This window comes from Lacrimispora brassicae (assembly GCF_054772055.1).
Genome location: NZ_BRYH01000044.1, coordinates 1 through 22,648, shown reverse-complemented (window position 1 = coordinate 22,648; position 22,648 = coordinate 1). Strand labels below are relative to the sequence as shown.

General features: G+C 44.5%; 23 protein-coding genes and 1 tRNA gene. 9 read left to right on the top strand and 15 right to left on the bottom strand.

What is annotated here, in order from left to right:
• Positions 1-104: 104 nt before the first annotated feature.
• The 6 genes from hemL to ACYVD3_RS19780 form a co-directional block, all read right to left on the bottom strand.
• Positions 105-1,382: a glutamate-1-semialdehyde 2,1-aminomutase gene (gene hemL, locus ACYVD3_RS19805; protein ID WP_460644214.1), complete on the bottom strand. Its 1,278-nt coding sequence runs from the start codon at positions 1,380-1,382 to the stop codon at positions 105-107.
• Entirely contained in the window at positions 1,351-2,958 is a 1,608-nt protein-coding gene (cobA, locus tag ACYVD3_RS19800) for a uroporphyrinogen-III C-methyltransferase (protein ID WP_460644213.1), read from the bottom strand. The genes hemL and cobA overlap by 32 nt, the downstream gene beginning before the upstream one ends.
• A 10-nt stretch (positions 2,959-2,968) precedes the next feature.
• Positions 2,969-3,874 carry a hydroxymethylbilane synthase gene (gene hemC, locus ACYVD3_RS19795; protein ID WP_460644212.1) on the bottom strand — a complete coding sequence of 302 codons (906 nt, stop codon included), beginning with the start codon at positions 3,872-3,874 and terminating at the stop codon, positions 2,969-2,971.
• Entirely contained in the window at positions 3,864-4,508 is a 645-nt protein-coding gene (locus ACYVD3_RS19790) for a precorrin-2 dehydrogenase/sirohydrochlorin ferrochelatase family protein (protein WP_460644211.1), read from the bottom strand. The genes hemC and ACYVD3_RS19790 overlap by 11 nt, the downstream gene beginning before the upstream one ends.
• On the bottom strand, positions 4,505-5,668 hold the full coding sequence (hemA, locus tag ACYVD3_RS19785; RefSeq protein ID WP_460644210.1) for a glutamyl-tRNA reductase: 1,164 nt from the start codon (positions 5,666-5,668) through the stop codon (positions 4,505-4,507). The genes ACYVD3_RS19790 and hemA overlap by 4 nt, the downstream gene beginning before the upstream one ends.
• A gap of 327 nt (positions 5,669-5,995) precedes the next feature.
• Positions 5,996-7,108 (bottom strand): Ldh family oxidoreductase, encoded by a 1,113-nt coding sequence (locus tag ACYVD3_RS19780; RefSeq protein WP_460644209.1) that lies wholly within the window; start codon positions 7,106-7,108, stop codon positions 5,996-5,998.
• A gap of 412 nt (positions 7,109-7,520) precedes the next feature.
• On the opposite strand from ACYVD3_RS19780, the gene glpK reads away from it, so the two are divergent.
• Positions 7,521-9,017 (top strand): glycerol kinase GlpK, encoded by a 1,497-nt coding sequence (gene glpK / locus ACYVD3_RS19775; RefSeq protein ID WP_460644208.1) that lies wholly within the window; start codon positions 7,521-7,523, stop codon positions 9,015-9,017.
• Positions 9,018-9,049: 32 nt separating this feature from the next.
• Positions 9,050-9,763 carry an MIP/aquaporin family protein gene (locus tag ACYVD3_RS19770; RefSeq protein ID WP_460644207.1) on the top strand — a complete coding sequence of 238 codons (714 nt, stop codon included), beginning with the start codon at positions 9,050-9,052 and terminating at the stop codon, positions 9,761-9,763.
• Between the two features lie 81 nt (positions 9,764-9,844).
• Here ACYVD3_RS19770 and ACYVD3_RS19765 read toward each other — a convergent pair whose 3' ends face one another.
• On the bottom strand, positions 9,845-10,537 hold the full coding sequence (locus ACYVD3_RS19765; protein ID WP_460644206.1) for a response regulator: 693 nt from the start codon (positions 10,535-10,537) through the stop codon (positions 9,845-9,847).
• A gap of 332 nt (positions 10,538-10,869) precedes the next feature.
• Between ACYVD3_RS19765 and ACYVD3_RS19760 the strand changes: the two genes are divergently transcribed.
• Positions 10,870-11,364 carry a GNAT family N-acetyltransferase gene (locus ACYVD3_RS19760; protein WP_460644205.1) on the top strand — a complete coding sequence of 165 codons (495 nt, stop codon included), beginning with the start codon at positions 10,870-10,872 and terminating at the stop codon, positions 11,362-11,364.
• A gap of 45 nt (positions 11,365-11,409) precedes the next feature.
• On the opposite strand, the gene ACYVD3_RS19755 is transcribed toward ACYVD3_RS19760, so the two are convergent.
• From ACYVD3_RS19755 to ACYVD3_RS19745, 3 genes are read right to left on the bottom strand one after another with little or no spacing between them, the layout of a single operon-like run.
• Entirely contained in the window at positions 11,410-12,144 is a 735-nt protein-coding gene (locus ACYVD3_RS19755) for an amino acid ABC transporter ATP-binding protein (protein WP_460644358.1), read from the bottom strand.
• 4 nt (positions 12,145-12,148) lie between these two features.
• Positions 12,149-12,841 carry an amino acid ABC transporter permease gene (locus tag ACYVD3_RS19750; RefSeq protein ID WP_460644204.1) on the bottom strand — a complete coding sequence of 231 codons (693 nt, stop codon included), beginning with the start codon at positions 12,839-12,841 and terminating at the stop codon, positions 12,149-12,151.
• Positions 12,842-12,859: 18 nt separating this feature from the next.
• Positions 12,860-13,633 (bottom strand): basic amino acid ABC transporter substrate-binding protein, encoded by a 774-nt coding sequence (locus ACYVD3_RS19745; protein WP_460644203.1) that lies wholly within the window; start codon positions 13,631-13,633, stop codon positions 12,860-12,862.
• A gap of 305 nt (positions 13,634-13,938) precedes the next feature.
• Between ACYVD3_RS19745 and ACYVD3_RS19740 the strand changes: the two genes are divergently transcribed.
• Together ACYVD3_RS19740 and ACYVD3_RS19735 are read left to right on the top strand one after the other, a co-directional pair.
• Positions 13,939-14,715: a TMEM164 family acyltransferase gene (locus tag ACYVD3_RS19740; protein WP_460644202.1), complete on the top strand. Its 777-nt coding sequence runs from the start codon at positions 13,939-13,941 to the stop codon at positions 14,713-14,715.
• A 45-nt stretch (positions 14,716-14,760) separates the two neighbouring features.
• Positions 14,761-15,186 (top strand): C-GCAxxG-C-C family protein, encoded by a 426-nt coding sequence (locus ACYVD3_RS19735; RefSeq protein ID WP_460644201.1) that lies wholly within the window; start codon positions 14,761-14,763, stop codon positions 15,184-15,186.
• Positions 15,187-15,246: 60 nt separating this feature from the next.
• Here ACYVD3_RS19735 and ACYVD3_RS19730 read toward each other — a convergent pair whose 3' ends face one another.
• The 3 genes from ACYVD3_RS19730 to ACYVD3_RS19720 form a co-directional block, all read right to left on the bottom strand.
• Positions 15,247-15,984 carry a peptidoglycan recognition protein family protein gene (locus tag ACYVD3_RS19730; RefSeq protein WP_460644200.1) on the bottom strand — a complete coding sequence of 246 codons (738 nt, stop codon included), beginning with the start codon at positions 15,982-15,984 and terminating at the stop codon, positions 15,247-15,249.
• 106 nt (positions 15,985-16,090) lie between these two features.
• Entirely contained in the window at positions 16,091-16,333 is a 243-nt protein-coding gene (locus ACYVD3_RS19725) for a TrkA C-terminal domain-containing protein (RefSeq protein ID WP_460644199.1), read from the bottom strand.
• A 112-nt stretch (positions 16,334-16,445) separates the two neighbouring features.
• Entirely contained in the window at positions 16,446-16,658 is a 213-nt protein-coding gene (locus ACYVD3_RS19720) for an HPr family phosphocarrier protein (RefSeq protein WP_460644357.1), read from the bottom strand.
• Between the two features lie 537 nt (positions 16,659-17,195).
• Here ACYVD3_RS19720 and ACYVD3_RS19715 point away from each other — a divergent pair.
• The 3 genes from ACYVD3_RS19715 to ACYVD3_RS19705 all read left to right on the top strand — a co-directional run bounded on the left by ACYVD3_RS19715 (position 17,196) and on the right by ACYVD3_RS19705 (position 19,937).
• Positions 17,196-17,281: transfer RNA gene (locus ACYVD3_RS19715), tRNA-Ser, on the top strand.
• 587 nt (positions 17,282-17,868) lie between these two features.
• Positions 17,869-19,221, top strand: coding sequence for an AAA family ATPase (locus ACYVD3_RS19710; protein WP_460644198.1), 1,353 nt, complete (start codon positions 17,869-17,871; stop codon positions 19,219-19,221).
• Positions 19,222-19,223: 2 nt separating this feature from the next.
• Entirely contained in the window at positions 19,224-19,937 is a 714-nt protein-coding gene (locus ACYVD3_RS19705; protein ID WP_460644197.1) for an RloB family protein, read from the top strand.
• Between the two features lie 519 nt (positions 19,938-20,456).
• On the opposite strand, the gene ACYVD3_RS19700 is transcribed toward ACYVD3_RS19705, so the two are convergent.
• Positions 20,457-20,738, bottom strand: a complete 282-nt coding sequence (locus tag ACYVD3_RS19700) for a hypothetical protein (RefSeq protein WP_460644196.1) — start codon at positions 20,736-20,738, stop codon at positions 20,457-20,459.
• 111 nt (positions 20,739-20,849) lie between these two features.
• Here ACYVD3_RS19700 and ACYVD3_RS19695 point away from each other — a divergent pair, with 111 nt between their 5' ends.
• Entirely contained in the window at positions 20,850-21,593 is a 744-nt protein-coding gene (locus ACYVD3_RS19695) for a DUF1266 domain-containing protein (RefSeq protein WP_460644195.1), read from the top strand.
• A gap of 677 nt (positions 21,594-22,270) precedes the next feature.
• Here ACYVD3_RS19695 and ACYVD3_RS19690 read toward each other — a convergent pair.
• A partial coding sequence (locus tag ACYVD3_RS19690; RefSeq protein ID WP_460644194.1) for an ATP-binding cassette domain-containing protein occupies positions 22,271-22,648 on the bottom strand: 378 nt, incomplete at its 5' end.

The following is a 22,648-nucleotide window of genomic DNA, read 5'->3' as shown; positions in this document are numbered from 1 at the left end:
TGTAACTTTTAGAATCTATATGGCAAAGTTTATGATTATCCGGTCAAAAAAGAAAAAGACTTTGGGACCGCTGTTTTCAGCCATTCCAAAGCCTTATACCGTCATTAAAAAACAATTCCGGCCGCTTCCTTTATGATGCCGCAGGTTTTCTCAATATCCTCATCCGTATGAGCCGCAGACAGAAACAGGATTTCAAACTGGGATGGAGCCGTGTAAATGCCATGCTCCAGAAGATAATGGAAAAATGTCCCATATTTACCCGTATGAGAAGCCAAAGCAGTATCATAATCCATCACCGGATTTTTTGTAAAAAATACGCTGAAAAGAGAGCCTGCCTGATTCACCCAGGTTCCTGGAAGGGCTTCCCTTAAGGATGTTACAAGCCTGGCCGCCTTTTCTTCCAGGGAAGGGTAAATTTCCGGCCGTTCCATCAAGGTCTTAATGGTGGCGATTCCTGCCGCCGTTGCAATGGGATTTCCAGAAAGGGTACCTGCCTGGTAAACCTTCCCAAGGGGAGAAACCACCTCCATGATCTCCCTTTTGCCTCCATAAACTCCCATTGGCATTCCGCCTCCTGCGATCTTTCCTAAAGTCGTCAAGTCAGGGACAACGCCGTAATATCCTTGTGCGCCTCCAAGCCCCATACGAAAACCGGTAATGACTTCGTCAAAAATGAGAAGGGCTCCATACTTTGCCGTGATATCCCTTAAAAATTCCAAAAAACCGGGCTTTGGGGGAACAAGCCCCATATTGGCCGCCACCGGTTCCACCACCAATGCCCCGATGTCTTCCGGATATTCCGAAAACAGCTTTTTCACGGAAGCCTCATCATTATACTGGGCAAGAAGCGTATGTTCCGTATAGGAGGCCGGTATACCGGCGCTGTCCGGTGCACTGCCTGTCAGGGCTCCGGAACCTGCCTTTACTAAAAGACCGTCGGAATGTCCATGATAGCAGCCCTTGAATTTGATGATCTTATCCCTTCCCGTATAGCCTCTTGCCGCGCGGATGGCGCTCATGACCGCTTCCGTTCCGGAGCTTACCATACGCATCATCTCCATGGAAGGCATACACTCCCTGATGAGCGTCCCCAGCACCAGTTCTTTTCTGGTAGGCGCTCCAAAGGACAGGCCGTCAAAACAGGCCTCCCTCACCGCTTCCACCACAGGCCCGAAGGCATGTCCAAGGATGCACGGCCCCCAGGAATTCACATAATCAATGTATTCGTTTCCATCCTCATCGTAAATATGGGAACCTGACGCCCGTTTTACAAAGACCGGAACTCCCCCTACGGAACCAAAAGCACGGACCGGACTGTTGACTCCGCCCGGGAAATACTCCCTTGATTTTTCAAATAATGCTTTGGATTCTTCTATTTTCATTTTGGCTGATTCCTTTCTTTAATTGTTGCCCATATTGGGGGGGCATAGAGGTATACCCAAAAGGCACTTCCTCTTTCCAATCCTGGCAGATGGCTTCCGTTATCCCCTGGATGCTGTAAACCCCGGCAATGATATCCGCCTTCCTCCCATGCTCCATAAGTGCTTTTGCTGTAATGTCTCCGATACAGACCACTTTGAGGCCTGCCAGAGCTTCCATTACTTCCATATTTATCTCCTTAAAAAAGGCTTTTACACCGGAAGCGCTTGAAAAGGTCAGATAGTCCAAATGCTTTAAGGCTTCTGTCCTGCTTTCTGCCTCCAGGCCTGCCAGGGCCACATCATAGAGCACAATATCATCATAAAAGACCCTGGTTTCATCAAGAATCTCATTTAATTCCTTAGAGCCGTTTAAGGATCTGGGGATCAAAAGCCTGTCCTCCCCGGATAACAAGCCTTTTAAGCCTGCTGCCAGATCATGTACCTGGTACTTTTCCGGTATGTAATCGGCGGAAAAGCCGTACCGCAGCAGTTCATCGGCTGTTCCTCTTCCTACCGCGGCAAATTTCACATGGCCTACCGCCCGGAAATCATAGCCCCATTCCAAAAGCCCCTGAAAAAATTCCCTTACTCCATTGGCACTGGTAAATACGATCCAGGTATAGGATGGCAGCTTTTCATAGGCTTCCTTCATTTTCTCTCCCTTTCGGTGGGACTCTATCAAAAGGCTCAGAATGCATTCCGAAGCTCCTCCAAGGAATTCCAACTGTTTTCTCAACCTGACCGTAAAGGAGCCTGTTCCCGTCACTCCGATCCGGCATCCCTCCAGGGGCTGTTTTAATGTAGAAGAAAAATCAAGAGAAGCCACTTCTCCCACCACAATGAGGGCAGGACTTTCTATTCCAGCCTCCAGCACTTTTTCCTCAATATCCTTTAAAGTCCCGCGGACGGCTCTCTCTTCCGGAAGCGTTCCGTTTTGAATGACCGCAGCAGGTGTTTCCTCTGGTTTTCCCTGGTTTAAAAGGCCCTTTACGATGAGGGACAGGTTTCCAAGTCCCATAAGAAAAACCAATGTGCCGGAAAGCCTGGCAAATGCATCAAAATCAGCCGGAAGTCCTCCTTCTTCTGAAAGGGTGTGCCCGGTCATGACATGAAAGCTCCTGCTGACCGCCCGGTGGGTCACCGGGATCCCGGCGCTTGCAAGGGCTGCGACAGCAGAGGTGACTCCCGGAACCACTTCGTAGGAGATCCCTGCCTCAGAAAGAGCTATGATCTCCTCTCCTCCCCGTCCAAATACAAAAGGATCCCCGCCCTTTAGCCTTACCACAGAAAGGCCTTCCCTTGCCAGCTCCACCAGAAGCCGGTTGATTTCCTCCTGTTTCATGGAATGGCGCCCGGCGCGCTTTCCCACATGGATCTTCCGGCATTGGTCCGGCACCTCATCAAGAAGGCGGGGGGAAGCAAGAGAGTCATAGACCACTGCTTCACATGTCCGCAGCCTTGACAACCCCTTTTCCGTAATAAGCCCAGGATCTCCGGGACCTGCCCCTACCAGATAGACGACTCCTGTTTCTTTCATAGCATCCTCCTCATTCCCCAAGGCTCTGGGCAGCCAGCAGAGCCAGCCTGTCCAGTTCTTCTAATCCTCCCTGCAGCCGGATCCGTTTTGTTTCTTCCCCTCTCCTGCTGATTCCAAGGATTTCCATTTCCCCGCCTTTAAGCCTGGAATACACGCCAATGGGTTCGTGGCATCCGGCATTTAAAAGCTTTAAGATCTTTCGCTCCAAAGCCAGGCACATCCTGGCCTCCTCATCCTCAAGAGACTTTACCACCGCCTCTAGCCCGGAATCCAGCCGTCCTTCTACGGCAAGTATTCCCTGGCCCCCGGCCGGAATAAAGGTTTCACAGTCAAAACAATGATAATCATACCGGTTGTCCTCCCAAAGCCCCAGCCTCTTTAATCCGGCGGCGGCCAATAGAATGCCGTCATAAGAACCTTCCATGAGCTTTGAAAGCCTGGTGGGTACATTGCCCCTTAAATTCTCACACCGCACCATAGCCTCCGGCCACATGGTCTTGCCTATTTCTTCTATCTGAAGCTTTCTTCTTAAGCTGGAAGTACCAATTACAATTTCCCTTTTCCCCGAAAGGTCACTGGAGGCAGGCGTCACTAAAACATCCCTGGGGTCTCCTCTTTCCAGCACTGCCACGATTCCAAGGCCTTCTTCCAGTTCTGTTGGCAGATCCTTGGCACTGTGGACCGCAAAATCAATCTCTCCCCGGAGAAGGGCCTGTTCAAACTCTGACACAAATACTCCCTTTCCCCCAAATTCCAGAAGGGGCCGGTCAAGGATCCGGTCCCCTTCCGTCTGCTTTAGCACCAGTTCTGCCCTTAAGCCGGTACCGGCCTTTGCAAGAGTCTCCACCACGATATTTGCCTGGGCTACGGCTAAATCGCTTCTTCTTGTTCCAATGCGAATGGTCTTATTTTTCATGCTCCGCCAGTTTCCTTTCTATCAGTTCTTCTGCCTGTTCTCTGGTAAAGTCTCCCTGGCGGATCCCTTCCTCTGTCATGGCCCTGAAAATTGACCTTCTGACGGCCAGGGAATCCACCCGTTCCCTTACCATGTCCCGGTATGAGCCAAGCTGCTTTGCCAGGCTGCCAAGTCCCTCTGGAATGACTTCCTTAAACTTCCTTTTTAAATACCGGGCAAGGACCGGAGAGTTTCCTCCTGTGGAAATTCCCACCGTAATATCCCCTTCCTTAATGAGGGCCGGAAAAATAAAGCTGCATTCCTCCTGCATATCCGCCACATTGACCGGGATCCTTCGTTCCCTGCACCAGGTGGATATCATCCTGTTTAACCCTTCATCCGAGGTTCCCACTATTACAAAATCCATATTTTCCAGGTCAGATTCTTCAAATTCCCGGCACCTCCATGTGAGTTTTCCCATGCTCTCCTTTATGAGCTGTTCCATCTCAGGAATCACCTGAGGAGCCACCACCACAATATCCGGGCCATAATCCATTAATGCCAGGGCCTTGCGGCAGGCAACCGCTCCTCCGCCTGCGATCAAGCACCTTTTTCCTTCAATATCAACAAAAAACGGGAAATAAGCCACGGTCATCCCTCCTTAATCCAGCATTTTAAGCCATCCAGGGTTTTAAGCACCACCTTCAGTTCTTCACTGGAAACATGATCCCTGATCTCATAGAGAAGTGTATCCAGACGTTTTCCAGCAAATGCTTCCTTAAACTCTTCCATTCTCCGGATATATGGATGGAAAACCACCTCCTTAATGGCCCCATCCAGCTCTTCCTCCATGATCACGTTTGCCCGGTCCAGTTCCTTTAGCTTTATCTCTGTGTTATTTTTTGAAAGTGTTTCAAAATAATCGATGTTATAAAGGGTCAGTCCTTCCATTTCCTCAATCTTAGGGTCCATGTCCACAGGAACGGCCAGATCCATGAACAGCCGTTTTTTCCCAAAAGCCACTTGTTCTGACAGTTCTTCACTGGTTAATGTATAATGAGGCCCTGAAGTGGCACTAATGACGATGTCCATGTCATCCATGTACTGATAGCGGTCCCTGTAATCCACGACCCTCACCCGGTCCCCCTTTACCTCTACAATCAGGTCGGACTTATGGCTTCTGACCGTTCCGGTAACACGAATGCCCGGTTTGCTTAAAATATTCTTTGTTATAGTATTTCCCATTTTACCGGTCATGCCGATCACCATGACGTTCTTTTCCCCGTCCTCTTTTTCAAAGCGGAACACCTCATTGGCCACAAGGGTTGCTACGGAAAGAGGCGTTCTGGATAAATTGGTGTCCGTCTTGATCCGTTTGGCACAGGCAAACGCCCTTTGGAACAGCACATTCATCTCGTAATCCACTGCCCCCTGGTCCCTGGAAATCTGATAGGCTTCCTTTGCCTGTCCTAAAATCTCATCTTCCCCCAGAACCATGGAATCAAACCCACAGGCCACCTTAAACAGGTGCCCGATGGCACTTTCTCCGCTGTAGATATTTAAATATTTCAGCAGCTCCTCCAGACGGATCCCTTTAAAATCAGCAGCAGCCCGCTGAAGCTCTCCAACCGCCTGCTTTGTTCCTGAAACATAAATCTCACTGCGGTTACAGGTGCAAAGCACAACCACACCGGTCACCGCTTCCTTCTTCATGAGCCGTTCTATAAATTCCACCTTCTCTTTTTCATTAAAGGCAAATCGTTCCCGGATATTCACAGAAGCCTTTTTATGGCTTACACTCATACAATACATCATTCTTCCAGCCTTCTTATCGTTAGGATCAGTTAATAAAAACTCTTACCTATTCTAACATATTATGACAGAAAAGAGCAACCAGACATTCCAGAGCCATAGGATTAAGTTAGATTCAATGACATGGAAAATGCCCCCTTTCAGGCAGACAAGTTATATTATTTCACTTGTCTGCCTGAAGGGAGCATATCAGTCAAGCTGGGGTCACTGATTTTTTCCAGACAAAAGTGTACTCCTTCACACAGGAACAGCAGGTCTGACCTCTGCGCCGGCATTTCTTTTTAACAGGAAGAAATGCGGAGCGGCGGAATCGGTCAATGACAGCACTTCTTATTCGAATGGGAACCGGTACTGGCTAAGTCCCAGTTCATCCCTGATCTTAATAATCTCTTTCTGCACCGCATCATTAATAGGCACTCCGCTGTTTTTGCGTTCCTGCCATACCAGGTACTCCTTCTCACCTGCCGTATAAATGTGGTCTTCCCCAGGATCTTTGACAGAACCGCGAAGATCCCGGAGAATATCGCCGCATGTTTTTTTAAAGGAATCCAGGCCCATAAAGGCTTCCGTATCAATGGCAATGAAGAAGTGGCCTAAGTGGAAAGGAACCTTTTCTCCCTTTTCCCCAATGCCTGTTAAGGCTCTTAAGAAATTTCCCTGCTGCAACGCTGCGGAAAGGACTTCAACCACAGTGGCATAGCCGTATCCCTTGTAACCTGCCAGTTCTTCACCGATTCCGCCCAGAGGTGCAAGGGCTGCTTTTCCCGTATTCAAGTCAACGAGAATCTGGTCTGAATCCGTCTGGGGCTGCCCGTCCCGTCCGATTACCATGCCGGAAGGAGTGGACTTTCCGATACGGGAATAGTATTCGATCCTGCCCCTTTGGGTAATGGAAGTAGCACAGTCCAGCACAAAGGGGAATTCCTCATCCGTTGGCATACCAAAGGTAAGGGGATTCGTTCCCAGCATATTTTCCACTCCAAAGGTAGGAGCAATGGAAGGCCTTGCGTTGGTTCCTGTAATTCCGATACAGCCTGCCTGGGAAGCCATGGTCGCATAGTAGCCTGCAATGCCGTAGTGGGTGGAATTGCGGGCAACCACCATGCCCATGCCATATTCTTTGGCTTTCTCAATAGCCATATTCATGGATTTTACACCGATCACCTGACCCATGCCGTCATGGCCGTCCACAACCGCCGTGGTTTTTGTTTCCTTTACTACCTCAAAATTTGTTACCGGGTTCTGGATTCCCGCTTTGATCCGGTCCAGATAAATGGGCTTAAAGCGGTTTACCCCATGAGATTCAATTCCCCGCTTATCAGACTCCAGCAATACATCTGCACAGATTTTCGCATCTTCTTCCGGAATCCCATACCCCTTGAATGCATCCACAACAAAATCCGTAATTGTCTTCCAATCCACAATGTTTGATTTGCTTCCCATAAAATACCTCCTGTATTTTTAAATTTATTTAAAGCATTGGCTCCTGTAAGGCGAAAACCGCTGCTACTTCATAATGATTATTTCCTTTGCAGCCGATAATGACCACCAGAGGAATTTCTTCCACATATAGTTTACACAAAACCTCTGCCTCCAAGTCATCATAATGGTAAAACTCCCAACCTCTTACATTTATAATTTATCACAAATTAGAAATGAGGGAAATCATTGACAAATAATAAACACATTTTGTAAGTAAAATAAACGGGCTGGTATTTCTTACTTATATAATTCATTTTTTACTTTCCTATTCTTCTTTTTTCCATAGGATTTTCCTATAATGAGTCAAGCGGAGATTCGCAATCCGCTTGGCTGCTTGATTTGACTAAAAATAAAGAGGAGAAGGAGATTTTTTATGGCAAAGTATGTAATGGCATTGGATGCGGGCACAACAAGTAACCGTTGTATTCTGTTCAATGAAAAAGGGGAAATCTGCAGCGTTGCTCAAAAGGAATTTACCCAGTATTTTCCAAAACCCGGCTGGGTGGAGCACGATGCAAATGAGATTTGGTCCACGCAATTGGGGGTTGCAGTGGAAACCATGTCCAAAATTGGTGCTTCTGCAGAAGACATTTCTGCCATCGGCATCACCAATCAGAGAGAAACTACTGTCGTATGGGATAAGAAAACCGGCGATCCCGTCTATCACGCAATCGTATGGCAATGCCGCAGAACTTCCGAATACTGTGACTCCTTAAAGGCAAAAGGATTGGTGGACACCTTCCGCTCCAAAACCGGACTGGTCATTGACGCTTATTTTTCGGGAACCAAATTAAAATGGATCCTGGACAACGTAGAGGGCGCAAGAGAAAGGGCGGAAAGAGGGGAACTCTTATTCGGAACCGTAGAAACATGGCTGATTTGGAAGCTGACGAAAGGACGGGTTCACGTAACCGATTACTCCAACGCTTCCCGGACCATGATGTTTAATATCAATACCTTAGAGTGGGACAATGACATTCTTTCGGAACTTGACATTCCAAGATCCCTGCTTCCCCAGGTAAAGCCCTCAAGCTGTATATACGGAGAATCGGACTCTCAGTTCTTTGGCGGTCCTATTCCGGTCAGCGGCGCCGCAGGGGACCAGCAGGCAGCCCTTTTCGGGCAGACCTGTTTTACCGCCGGTGAAGCTAAAAATACATATGGAACCGGGTGCTTCTTACTGATGAACACCGGAGAAAAGCCTGTATTCTCCAGCAACGGCCTGGTGACTACCATTGCCTGGGGGCTGGATGGAAAAGTGAATTATGCCCTGGAGGGCTCCATCTTCGTAGCAGGAGCCGCCGTCCAGTGGCTTCGGGACGAACTGAAATTCATTGATTCCGCTCAGGATTCCGAATATATGGCCCGCAAGGTAAAGGACACCAACGGCTGTTACGTAGTACCTGCATTTACAGGGCTGGGGGCTCCCCACTGGGATCAGTACGCCAGAGGCACTGTGGTGGGAATCACCCGGGGCGTGAACAAGTACCACATCATCCGCGCCACCCTGGATTCCCTGGCCTATCAGGTAAATGACGTACTCCAGGCAATGAGGTCGGATTCTGGAATCGAACTGGCATCTCTTAAGGTTGACGGAGGAGCCAGCGCCAACAATTATCTCATGCAGACACAGGCAGATATCATCAACGCACCCGTAAACCGCCCCCAATGTGTGGAGACTACTGCTATGGGTGCCGCCTATCTGGCAGGCCTGGCAGTAGGATATTGGGCAAACAAGGAAGATGTCATAAAGAACTGGGCCATTGACAGGACCTTTGAACCTGCCATCTGCGGGGAAGAACGTACGAAAAGGATCAATGGCTGGTACAGGGCTGTGAAATATTCCTTTGATTGGGCAAAAGAAGATTAGAAGATGAAATAAAAGATTTGGGGAGGAAAAGTATGTTAATGTATTTAGCGGAATTCTTAGGAACTATGATTATGATTTTGCTGGGGGAAGGTGTGGTCGCCAACGTGAACCTGGATAAGTCCGGTATGAAGGGAGGAGGATCCGTCCAGGTCACCCTTGCATGGGGATTAGCAGTTATGATTCCCGCATTTATCTTCGGCGCAGCCTCCGGTTCACATTTCAATCCGGCGATTACCATTGCCCTGGCCGCGGACGGAAGCTTTCCATGGGATTTTGTTCCGGGATATGTGACCGCACAGTTTGCAGGAGCATTTACCGGCGCCGTCCTGGTTTACTTATTGTTTAAGGATCAGCTTGACGCAACAGAGAGCCAGGACACGAAAAGGGGCGTTTTCTGCACTTCACCTGCGATTCCCAACACCGGCCGCAACCTTTTAAGTGAAACCATAGGAACTTTTGTTCTGGTATTTGCCATTAAAGGCATGGGGCAGGCAGGAAATGTTCCTGCTGGAGTCAATAACCTTCTGGTGTTTGGGATCATCGTTTCCATCGGTATGTCCCTTGGAGGCTTAACCGGATACGCCATCAATCCTGCCAGAGACTTAGGCCCCCGCCTTGCTCACGCAGTTCTTCCCATCAAGGATAAAGGCAGTTCCAACTGGAAATACGCTCCCATCGTGATTTTCGGGCCCCTGATGGGCGCCTTTGCTGCAGTACTTCTCTACAGCGCGATCCCCTGGGCATAATTATTCCTTTACAATCCTGCTAATGTGACCATAAAAAAAGGAAAAGGCCGGAACACTTACACAGTGTTTCCGGCGCTTTTCTTATTCTGCCAGGCTATCCTCTTCTTTTATGTAGCGGTAGACAACACCGGGCCTTCCCCCTGTATTATAATCAATGTCACTGACAACCCTCTGTTTTTCCAGCAGATAGTTCATGTACCTTCTCACAGTCACACTGGACAACTGGACCTCTTTGGCGATTTTCTCGCTTGTCAGCGGATTTAACTGGTTCATTTTCATATAATCCAATATGCTGTTTAAAGTAGCTTCCTGGATTCCCTTGCTGTTTTCTTCTGCCTGGGGCAGAGAAGAAAAGTGAAACAGCTTATCTAACTGGGACTGGGAGAAATTGCGCGGTTTCAGCAGTTCCTGATTTTTCGCGAACTTCTCCAAAGCATGGCTAAACCTGGTATATTCAAATGGCTTTATCAGATAATCGATAATTCCAAGTGAAAGAAACTTCTTCACATGCTTTACGTCATTGGCGGAACTCACTACTATGACATCCAGATCCTTCTCCTGTCTCCGAATCTCCCGCAAAAGCTCCATTCCATCCATTTTCGGCATATACAGCTCCGTAATGGCCAAATCCACGGAATGCCCCTCCAGATAGTTAAGAGCATCCTGTCCATTAGAAAAACAACCGCACACTTCCATATCTTTGTTTAATTCTACATAATGGCGATTAATAGAAGCAACGATAGGGTCATCTTCTATGATGATTGTTTGATACATGATTTTTAACCCCCCTGTAAAATAATGGCATCAAATAAGATCCCATCTTTCAGCCCACAAAAAAAAGCGCACCCAAAAGACAACCTTTTAGTTGTCCTGCTGTGCTCTCTTTCTCTCTGGACTGATATTTGATTATTATAACATACCATATCCGCTATTTCAATAACCAATCCGGCTGAAGATCAGATCCTTGCTTTCAGCCCTGCACATTGCCCGGACCAACGCCATAGCTGGGCAGAAACGCCTTTGCATTTAATTCTTTCCGTATTTGCAAATCCCCTATCCATCATATATAATGGAATTAACTGAAAAAATACACTGGAGGCGGACCTATGATTATAAGACCAGTTAATACAGGTGATTCACGTAGTTTTTTAGATATGCTGAAACAGTTAGACAGGGAAACAAGTTTTATGATGCTTGAGCCAGGAGAACGGATGACCACCGTAGAGGACATGCAGGCAAATATCAGAAACATGGGCCCTTCAGGATCCCTGACATTGATCCTTGAGGATGAGGAACGCATCGCAGGCTTTTTATCGGCTTCAAGAGGCACTGCAGCCAGGATCCGGCACAGGGCTTATATTGTGACCGGGATATTAAAGGATTACAGAGGAAAGGGATTGGGAGAAAAGCTTTTTAAGGAGCTGGAAAAATGGGCGCTGGAACATCAAGTCACAAGACTGGAGTTGACAGTAATGACCCATAATGAAGCAGCAATACGTTTATATAAGAGAATGGGATTTAAGATCGAAGGAACGAAAGAAAAATCCCTGTTGGTAAACGGAACGTATGTTGATGAATACTATATGGGAAAAATCCTTTAATATAACAGCGCCCCTGGTCATAAAATCACCAGGGGCGCTGTTATATTAAAGCACCTTGCTTAAAAACAGTTTCAGTCTGTCATTTTTAGGGTTGGAAAAGAATTCATTTGGTTCGTTTTCTTCCAGGAAATAACCGCCGTCCATGAACATGACCCGGGTCGCCACTTCTTTGGCAAAGCCCATTTCATGAGTGACCACCACCATGGTCATCCGTTCCTCGGCCAGCTCCCGCATAACATTTAACACCTCTCCTACCATCTCAGGATCAAGAGCAGAGGTGGGTTCGTCAAACAGCATCACATCCGGATTCATGCACAGGGCACGGACAATGGCGATTCGCTGCTTCTGCCCGCCGGATAATTGATTGGGGTAGGATTCTGCCCTGTCGGCAAGACCTACTTTATGAAGCAGTTCTATTGCCTGGGCTTCCGCTTCCTGCCTGCTGCGCCCCTGGAGTTTTATGGGTGCAAGGGTCAAATTCTTTAAAATCGTCATGTGGGGGAATAAGTTAAACTGCTGGAACACCATCCCCATTTTCTGGCGATGCTTGTCAATGTTGGTCTTTTTGTCCACAATGTCCACGCCCTCAAACAGGATATGTCCCCCGCTGGGCTCCTCCAGACGGTTTAAGCAGCGGAGAAACGTACTCTTTCCGGAACCGGAAGGCCCGATGACACATACCACATCCCCTTTGTAAATATCAACGGAAATGTCCTTAAGTACTTCTACGTCTCCAAATTTCTTCCCCAGATTCTGTACCTGGATCAGGGGTTCTTCCATTCTATTAATGCTCACTTCTGTGCAGCCTCCTCTCCAGTGATTTTACGAGATATGAAAATACCATAACCATAACCAGATAAATGATGGCCACTGCAATCAGAGGCATGAACGCAGAATAGGTACGGCTCTTAATGATATCGCCGCCCTTTGTCAAATCCTGCAGCCCTATGTATCCTGCCACAGAAGTCTCCTTTAAAAGAACAATAAACTCATTGGCAAGAGTAGGGACCACATTTTTAAAGGCCTGGGGCATGATGATGAACCACATGGTCTGGGCGTAATTAAGACCCAGGCTGCGGCCCGCCTCAAACTGCCCTCTTTCAATGGAACTGATACCACTCCGGAAGATTTCCGCCACGTAGGCGCCAGAGTTGATTCCGAACGCCAGAATCGCCGTAGGCACCTGGCCTGGATCACTGAATGAAAAGATGACAAAATACATGATCATAAGCTGTACAACCACCGGCGTACCGCGGATCACCGTCAGATAAACGCTGCAGACTGCATTTAGTATTTTCAGCTTATGGGTATTTTCATAAGTTGATCGTATGATGGCAACCAGAAATCCCAATAAAATACCGATCAAAACTGCAAAAAACGTGATCTTTAACGTGTTTTGCAGGCCGCCGGTAATGTATTTCCAACGGTCATCCACGATAAAATTCTGATAAAAATCATCTCTTAGCTTTTCCCACATGGCACTCTTCCTTTTTTATTATTCCGCGGTGATGTATTTATCCACGATCTTCTTTAATTCACCGGATTCCTTTAGTTCCTTGATGGCTCCGTTCATCTTATCCAACAGCTCTGTGTTGCCCTTTTTAATGGCAATGGCATATTCTTCCTCAGTAAATGCCTCGTCAAGGATCACTAAGCCGGCATTTTCCTTCACAAACACTTTTGCAGGCTCACGGTCAATAATAACCGCATCAATTTTATCCTGAGAAAGGGACATAACTGCTTCCATTCCTTTATTAAAACGCTGGATGTCCGCATTTTCAATATCATCTGCGTAAATATCGCCGGTTGTTCCGGTCTGTACGCCGATCTTCTTACCTGCTAAATCATCCGGTGTTTTGATCTCGCTTCCTTCTTTAACAATAATGACCTGAGCAGCTTCTGCATAGGTATCGGTAAAATCAACATTTTTCTTACGGTCCTCATTGACGGTCATACCGGCCGCAGTAAAGTCTGCCTTGCCGGACTGAACAGCCGGGATCAGAGAATCAAAAGCCATGTCCTGGATTTCCAGTTCCACCCCCATCTTATCAGCGATTGCCTTTGCAATATCCGCATCAATTCCAACGATCTGGTTATTATCATGATATTCATAGGGCGGAAATTCTGCGTTGGTCACCATAACCAGCTTTCCGGCAGCTTCCTTCTGGCCTGCTGCAGTTGTCTCTGTCTTTGTTCCGGAACCGGCGCAGGCAGTTAATAAAGCTGCCATACATACAACTCCTGCCATTGCAATTACATTCTTTTTCATAATGATTCCTCCTCCTATATGCACAAACATGCATAATTATTAAATAAAGTATCAGTTATACATTATATAGCATTTTCGGAATTAATCAAGTACTTAATATGAAGAAGATTCTTATTTTTCGCAGGCATTTCCATTTATCTTGCATGTTTTCAGGCAATCCTATATAATATGGCTTATGAGAACATGCAAAGCAAGTTTCCATAAAAGGACTGCTTTTTAGCCCATCAATCCGATGATCGGAAATGCTTTTTGCTTCCGATCATATACCTTAATCGGAAGCATGAAAGAAATGAAGGTAATGGCTTATGAAGGATTTCCTTGAAAAAACAGCGTGGCCCATGAATCCCCCGGCCCCTTATTCCCTGTTTCACATCATATTTATTGCCATAGGGCTGGTGGCTGTGGTTTTTCTGGCTTACTATACTTCCAGAAAAATAAAAAGCTCCAGGCTTCCCCTGCTGCTTTTTTTCTGCGGCATTCTTCTGGCCGCCACCGAATGCTGGAAACAGCTTTTTTTATATTATGTGGTAAATGAACAGACCTACAACTGGTGGTATTTTCCATTCCAGCTATGCAGCCTTCCCATGTATTTCTGCCTCATCCTGCCCCTTGTCCCTTCTAAGGACGGGCAAAGAATTCTCTGTACCTTTATGCAGGATTTCAACCTTTTAGGTGGCGTCATGGCATTGGCAGAACCCTCAGGGCTTTTTCATCCTTACTGGTTTCTGACCCTTCACGGCCTGGTCTGGCACCTGGTCTTGATTTTTATAGGGCTGGTCATCGCATTTTCCCGCCATTCCGATACCACGATTTTAGGGTTTGTGCGGACACTTCCCCTGTTTTTCATCTGCATCATCATTGCCTCCATTATCAACCGGACAGCAAAGCCTCTGGGGCAGGCGGATATGTTCTATATTTCGCCCTATTACCCATCGGCCCAGATCGTTTTTCATGAAATTGCGTTAAAATACGGAATATCCGCAGGAAATACCGTCTATTTGTTTGCCACCTGTTTGGGCGGATTTCTGTTTCACATAATATTTAATAAATTTCGCTTACTCTCTGCCCGGGCCGAAGCTTAGGCGGACAGTCTAGTGGATAACAATAACCTCAGGAGGAATCATTACATGTCAGACACAACAGCAAAAAGAGTGGAAGAAGCATTTAACAAACATGCAAAAGGATATAATTGTGCACAGGCTGTATCCTGTGTATTCTGTGATAAAACTGGAATTGACGAAGAGACCATGTTCCGCTTTACAGAAGGCATGGGTCTTGGTATGGGCGGCATGGAAGGTACCTGCGGGGCCATTGGGGCCGCCGCCATACTTTCCGGGTTAAAGAACAGCTCTGTCCGTCTTCATAAGCCGGATTCCAAGCGGACCTCCCACGAAGCATCTAAAAAATGCCTTTCAGACTTTAAGGAACAGAACGGAAGCGTGGTCTGTAAGGACCTAAAAGGCATGGAGACTGGAAATATCCTCCGTTCCTGCGACGACTGCATCGCAGATGCCGTAAGGATCATAGACCGTGAATTATTCGGGGATGAATAAAGATATCCATAAGGGAACCTCCAATAAGCCTATATAGGGCCTACTGGAGGTTCCCTTTTTTTATCTTTCCCCTTCATCCGGCTGCTTTCTGGCCGCCTTCACATCTGAAAGAAACTTTTTCCACTCATCCTCATGGGCCACAAAATACCTTGGACAGTCCTTTCCCGTGGCATCGTAATGCCTTATGACATCCTTTTCCGTAAGCCCCAGGTTTTTGCAGAGCCAGGCCGTCAGCTTTACCAGGGAATCGTAGGTTGCTTCATTGAACCTTCCTGTCTCATCCAGGTGGCAGCATTCGATGGAAACCGTGTCCACATTCTTTTCCTTTGATGTGGAATAAGCCATCTCATAAATGGGGATCCCCTGAAGGATCTCTCCCTCCAGCCCTATGATAAAATGGCTGCTGGCTGAAATTTTCTTAATTCCTGTCTGATCTTTCAGGCTGTTGAAATAATTCATGTTCTGCTTTGCCGTTGTCCCTGGATTCGCCACATAATGAATCACGATTTCATCCACCCGCTTCATTTCCGTTCCCGGTCTTGAATAAGGATTGGGATCAAGAAAATCCTGTTCAACCCATTCCGGCATGGGAATCCTCTTTAAATCTACGTAATTTCTTGCAAACAACAGGCTCATGATCCATAATACTCCAGCTAAAACAACAGCCAGCGCAAGAACCTCAGCCCCTATGTAAAGTTGCCTCTTTCTTTTCTGCTTCTTCTTCTGCTTCTTCCGCCGGTCCCTGGCACGGCGGCGGCGCTCCAGTTCGTCACGGCTTTCTTCTACCTGATTTTTCATGTCTTGACTCCTGATTTTCCATTTCCTTAAGTTTACGTCTTTTTTTATGGAAAAGTCAACCGAAAACATGCCATTCACCCTATATATTTAAACCTTGTGCCCATCTTTACAGTCTCGCACTCCGCCTGCAGTACCCGGTGAAGCTCTCCCTGTACGGTTTCATCACACAGAACTGCGATTTTTCTCCTGCCGCAAATTTCGTTTCCCCTCTTGGAACAAACTCAGCCTCTCCTCTCATTAAGGATACCAAAAGGCAGGTTCTGGGCCACTGGATCTCAGAAACCTTCTGCCCCTCAGCCTCGCTTCCATGGAAGACCATGCCTTCCACCAGAACTTTCTCCCTTGTCATTGATGACACTTTATCGGGGTTCAGCCTTGAAAGACGGCGGGGAAAAAGCTGATCCCCGCTTTCTGCCATAAAAAGCGGGGACCAATCTGTTTGTTCTATTTATGTCTGGTGTTCAAGCTGCATGGCCTACTAATTCCTCAGGGGAAACTGCCGCATTATAGCAAATGATTTCCACCTGTTTTCCAATGCCGATGATCATAATTCCCATCAATGATTTGCCGTCAATAACCAATTGATTATAAACGACTTTAACATCACAGTTACATTTTTCTGCTCTTACCACAAATGCAACCAGCTCTTCTACTGTGGAAAATGTGTGTTTCATATGCCTCACTTTAAGCACCCCCTTGCCTTGATCCCCATCATTTCATCTCTCTTTTCAACAAAAACAAATGTACTTTTTAGAAAAAATATGTACTTTTTCATATACATTTCTATTATTTCCATAGTATAGGAGCTTATACGGGGAAAATACAAAAATTTCACTGAAAGTACTACCCAAAACCGTATTTTTCGTGTATAATTGTATCGTTCATCTTTTGTTTAAGGACAAAGTATCGCAGGAAGCGCGTTAAGGTTGAACTTTTGCGGTTTTCTGTTGGTTCTAATTGAATAATTTTGTTGAGTTCTCTCCTTATGTTCTCTCATTTTTCCGGGAGGCTTTCGGTCGGTATATATTGGGAGACGTATTGAAGCGGTCATAACTAGATTGACTGGAAATCCGCTCGGTCAGATGCTTTGAAAATGCGGGGAACCCTTGGGTTTACGGAATTTTGTACTTTTAGCTTTTTAGCGATTTCTACGGTTTTTCTGCACTTTGCCTTGACTTTTACGAAAGGCTGTGTGTATTAAAATAAAATATGGAGAAGTATCGAAGTGGTCATAACGAGCCGCACTCGAAATGCGGTTGTCCGCAAGGGCACGTGGGTTCGAATCCCACCTTCTCCGTCATAATTAATGTCAGAAATGGATGTCCTGCGGTGAAAACCGCAGGACATCCGCTATTTCCGGGCTTTTTCACCCTCAAAATGCCCGTCAAAAAAGAGTGCGATTTCATGGATATCATAGGGGTGGTTTGGATAAGTCCATGGATTTGAACCCGCACACACAGTGCTTTATGGCAGAAACAAAAATAAATGAGTACCGACAGCGCCCTTTCCGACACGGCAGAAATGCCGAAACGGAAGCGGCGCTTTATATATATTCTCAACCAACAAAATAAGAGAATAATCATTGAAGCCGGAGAAGCGAAGTAAGAAAATACACACTACTCTCCGGCTTTCTTGTTTTCTGGAAAGGAAAAGACATGCTGACGCACTTACAGAGAAATAAGCAAACTGTCGGGATTGCCCCTATTTATCATTATTCGATAGATGTGTATAATATTGTTTATTTCGACATAATTTAAGGCTAAAGTGTGCTTATTGCATTTTAAATACAAGATTAGGAGAAAAAATCTCTAAATATAGATATTAATAATTGACAGGGTGCTGTGCTAGCAGTATAATATATATTACCAGATTGGAGGTATTGATATGTTAGTGAAATTGATAATAGATAACTTTTTGTCTTTTGAGACTGAAACTGAACTGACAATGATTCCGTCAAATAAAACGCGTAAAAAAGTAGAACATAAAGTTAATATTAAAAGTACTCCGTTGCTTAAATACGCTGTGATTTATGGTGCAAACGCTGCTGGAAAATCTAATTTGATTGAATCATTTAAATTTATTAAATATTGTGTAAGTAAGGCAATTCCAGTTGAAGCTACAACAATGTTTTGTAAAGCAACAGAAAGCAATTCATTACGCCCCAGTATGTTTGAAATTCAGTTTACAATCAATGATAAATTTTACGCATATGGTTTTACTTTAATTCTCAGCGAACGAACAATTAACTCCGAATGGCTCTATGAGCTTTACCAAAATGGTTCATCAAAAACATTATTTGAAAGAGAAATGGGAAAAAAGCCTACGCTTGGTAGTGACTTAAAGTTGGAGTCTGTAGATACTGCAAAAATGCAGACTTATCTTGAAGATTTTGAAGAAACTTCAGATTTACTTTTTTTGACTGTTATGAATCGCGGGAAAAAATATGCCGAGAACTCAAAACTTCGTTTTTTCAAGGAAGTGTTTGATTGGATAAGTAATGGGTTAACTGTCTGCACGCCACAGACATCTCTTGCAAGCTTCGAGTATTACTATGATGAAGCATCTCTTTCGGCAATTAATGAATTAATCAAAACCTTTGATACTGGAATTACAGAAGTTGAGATTGATCAAATTTCTATGGACGAACTGCGCCAAGAACTGCCAGAAACACTATTTGATGATGTGCTGAAGTACCTGAAAGAAAAATCGGAAATTGAAAGTACACGTGATTTCAAAGTATCAATGCGTTCAAATCATAGTTTTTTCAACATAGAATTTAGAAAAGGTAAGGAGCCTGAAATTACTACCATTAAATTAAGGCATGGCAAATCATTTTACAGCTATAAGTTTAAGGAAGAATCGGATGGCACCAGACGCTTATTTGAGCTTTTAGACATGCTATTAAACAAGGCATATAACAAGGTATATGTAATTGATGAGATGGAACGCAGTTTACACCCGAAGTTAACTTCAAAGTTTATCGAGCTTTTTGATCGACTTCATCGTGAACAAAAAATGCAGCTTATTTTTACTACACACGAATCCTCAATAATGGACCAAGAATTGTTTCGTAGAGATGAGATTTGGTTTGTTGAGCGAGACAAGAATAACTGTAGCCATGTTTATTCGCTTGATAAGTTTAAAGAAAGATACGATAAGAAACTCAGCAAGGCTTATTTGGAAGGCCGCTATGGCGCTATACCTCTATTTACTTCGTTTAGCTTTAAGGAGGAATAGCCATGGCACCTATACGTTCTTATACTAACTGGAATGTCCGTTCTACAAATGCTGATGCTCAAATTGAGCCCTATAGACATTATTATTTTATTTGTGAGGGACGAAATACCGAAAAATGGTATTTCGAAAAGCTGATAGATATACGGAAAGAATTATCAATTCATGCAGACATTAAATTGGTGTATTTAGAGAAAACAGATGAAGATGAAAATTTATCAAACCCAGCGCAACTTATAGATTTTGCCGATAAGCAAAAAACAAATGGCTCTATATCGTTTGACTCCAAATTTGACAAAATGATTGTAATATTTGATGCCGATGTTTTTGAAACCCAATATACAAATTACAATGAGGTTGTTGCAGAAGGCTCGAGGAGAAATATATTAGGAGTCACAAATCCAAGTTTTGAATTATTTTTACTTTTACATTATCAGAATTCTGTTGATGAATTGATTCTTCCTGACTGTGTAAATATCATTGCGAATTCATGGGTTGGGCATGGACAATATCGCAGAAGATATATCGAAGATCTGTTCAGAAAAAAGTCTGGTATGAGACCGAAGAGCAACAGTGGTATTGGAGAATTAGCACACGATGTTCTCATAGCTATTGAACAGGAGAATAAGCTTAATAGTGATATTACTGTATGCAAAGGAGTAGTTACTAGCAATATTGGGAAAATCATTAAATCTATCTTGGATGATCAATGCAATTAAATACATTTCCCATCAATCCCAAATAATTACTAGAAGATGAGTATGGTGTAGGCGGATTGGATGAAGATCTTAAGGATTGGGGTTCAATTCCCAATTTTATGAAGGAAACCACTAAAATTAAGCTATGATATCCATATTGTATTTTGTATAATGATGCTTTAATTGCTCTAAAACACGTTATAAGATGTATAAAACAGTCAATCTTCTTATATAATATTCAAAAAAATAAGGAATGTGTGGATTCGAATCTCTTCACTTCGAGCAGAAGATTAGGTCAAAATAGATGCAGGGCTGAAAAAGCCAGTATCTATGCGGCATTGCGAGGGTTTTGAATAAAAAATTCAAGACCCTCATTTTTCATAGATGTATACTGCCTTTTAACAAGAAATCGAGGTGTTTCTCGTTTTTGGTCGGAATCAGTCCGGTAACAATTTAATAGAGCCAATACCCTATGGGACAATTTTGAAGCGGCTGTGTTCTTTGTAACTGAAAAACACAATCGCTTTTTTGTTGCCGAAATCAAAAAGTTTTCTTGCCGGTGCTACCGAGTATAAGACCTTGCTGATTGGTGGTGGGCAGAGCTTTACCTTGCCGCCAGTGTTTGGGTCTAAAGGGAATGTGCTGATAGGTGCTTTTGATTTCCTGTTTTGTGGCAAAGCATGCTGTGCCATGTTGGCCGTCACCAACAGTGCGTGATTTGATGCCGTTGAGAGTGTAGTAATGGGCAAGCAGTGAAAGACCGCCGATGACAAGAAACATCATGGCGGCCGCTGAGATGAGTAAAAAAACTTGTGAGGGCATTAGAAACTCCTTTCAATTGAATTCTGCTTATGGTATAGTAAAGAAAAAATTGCTGCAAATATTTGAGCAAGTATTTCGTAGAGTAATTTATATTTTGGAGGAACTTTAATAATGCTTGGTATGATTTTATTTTTAATAATTTTGACTATTATTTTAATGGCAGTTATATTGGTTGGTTTAAATTACAATAAAAGGAAAATATCCAAATTGCCCATTTTAAGTCCGACTTTTAGATTTGTGAATGGTACATTTGCGATTGTTACCATAATGAATAGTGGACATTACAAAATTTTTGCAGGTCAATTCAAAAATTCTAATTCAAAAACTGTCTCTAAACAATTATTGAAAAATTACTGGGATATTACAAACAAAGAAAATGGTTTAGAAACCGTTGAAGCCCTTGTTGAAGGCATGCATAGTACTGATTATTTAGCAATGATCGAAGCTAATTCAACAAATGAGTTATCTCAGACAACCGACAGAAAAGATGAGTCTAATTCACAAACATTGTATGAGGCATATAAAGATTTTGGGGAAAAGGCTATACTGGGATGGGATTTGAGCAGAGCGAACGAGATACTTTCAAGGCTTTATCTTTCTGACTATATTGATAAGGATACATATATAGACAAAACCATTGTTGTCAGTAAACGAATTCAAAGTGCTTTTTCGTCTTGGGATGATTTTATCAAGAGCTATATGTATGGTTATCAATATTGGAGCCATGATAATCCAAAAGTAGATTCGAAAAAACCGAAAAATTACCAGCAACGAGAAAGAGTCATCAATCTAATGAAAAATGACTTGAATAGTCCGCTTCATCTTGATTGGAATACGCCGCTAAAAAAAGATTGAATTTGATTTATATGGGCAGATGATATACGCATAGTGCAATCTAATCTTTTGCAAAGTATCTAAATGCGCTGGATATGAGGTTTATAATATGGTAGCAAATAAGCCAGACTGTGTAAAAATAAAACGCAAGTAGCAATATGCACAAACAGCATAAATAAGTTCAACTTTTTGTGTCCAAGGTATTGACCTAGGTCCAGTGCTTGTTTTATCCACAGACCAAATCCGAATCACTTTTGATAACAATATGGAAATGGAACAGGGATTGCCGAGTGAATGAAAGTCCAGATGCGAGTAAATATCCGCTGTGGTTGAGAAGGTGCTGTGCCCCAGCCAAATCCGGATTTGCTTCATGGATATTCCGTTTGCCAGCAGCAAGCTGAAGTGTTCTGTGACATAATTACGGGATATTATTCTATTTGTCTCTATTTCATAAACTACTGTGGTTACAAACAAATTGGACTTTTTGCCGGAATAACGAATATCCTATTCTTTTAGGAAAGTTCTCTCTTCCCTCACCACCTCACACTCACTAATTTATACATTATTGTCCAAGTTCGAATTTTTGCCCAAAGGTAGTACGGTTACGCGCTGCACGTTTATCGTTTTCGCAAGATATAAGCAATAAAGTTCAGAGGTTTTTCTCGCCGCCTATTGTTATTTGCCATTCTCAATCGCATCTAAATACCCACAGCCGCCATCCCAGCAAATACCCTTTCCCCTCTCACCTCCATATCCTTGCCGCTGAACTTTTGTAGCGGCAGTTCGGAAACGATTTTCCCGTCCTTGGTAAACAGAACCCTGTCAGCCCTGGCCGCGACTTTTGCGTCATGGGTCACAAGCAATATGGCTGTGCCTTCTTTGTTGATGTCCACCAGCAGCCCCATAATTTCCTCCGCCGATTTTGAGTTTAGTGCTCCGGTTGGCTCGTCGGCAAAGAGAATCTCCGGCGCATTCATCAGGGCGCGGCAGATGCCGGCCCGCTGGAGCTGACCGCCCGAAACCTCCGTGATATCCCTGCTTTCAAGCCCGTCAATCCCTGTTTTCTTCATCAGGGC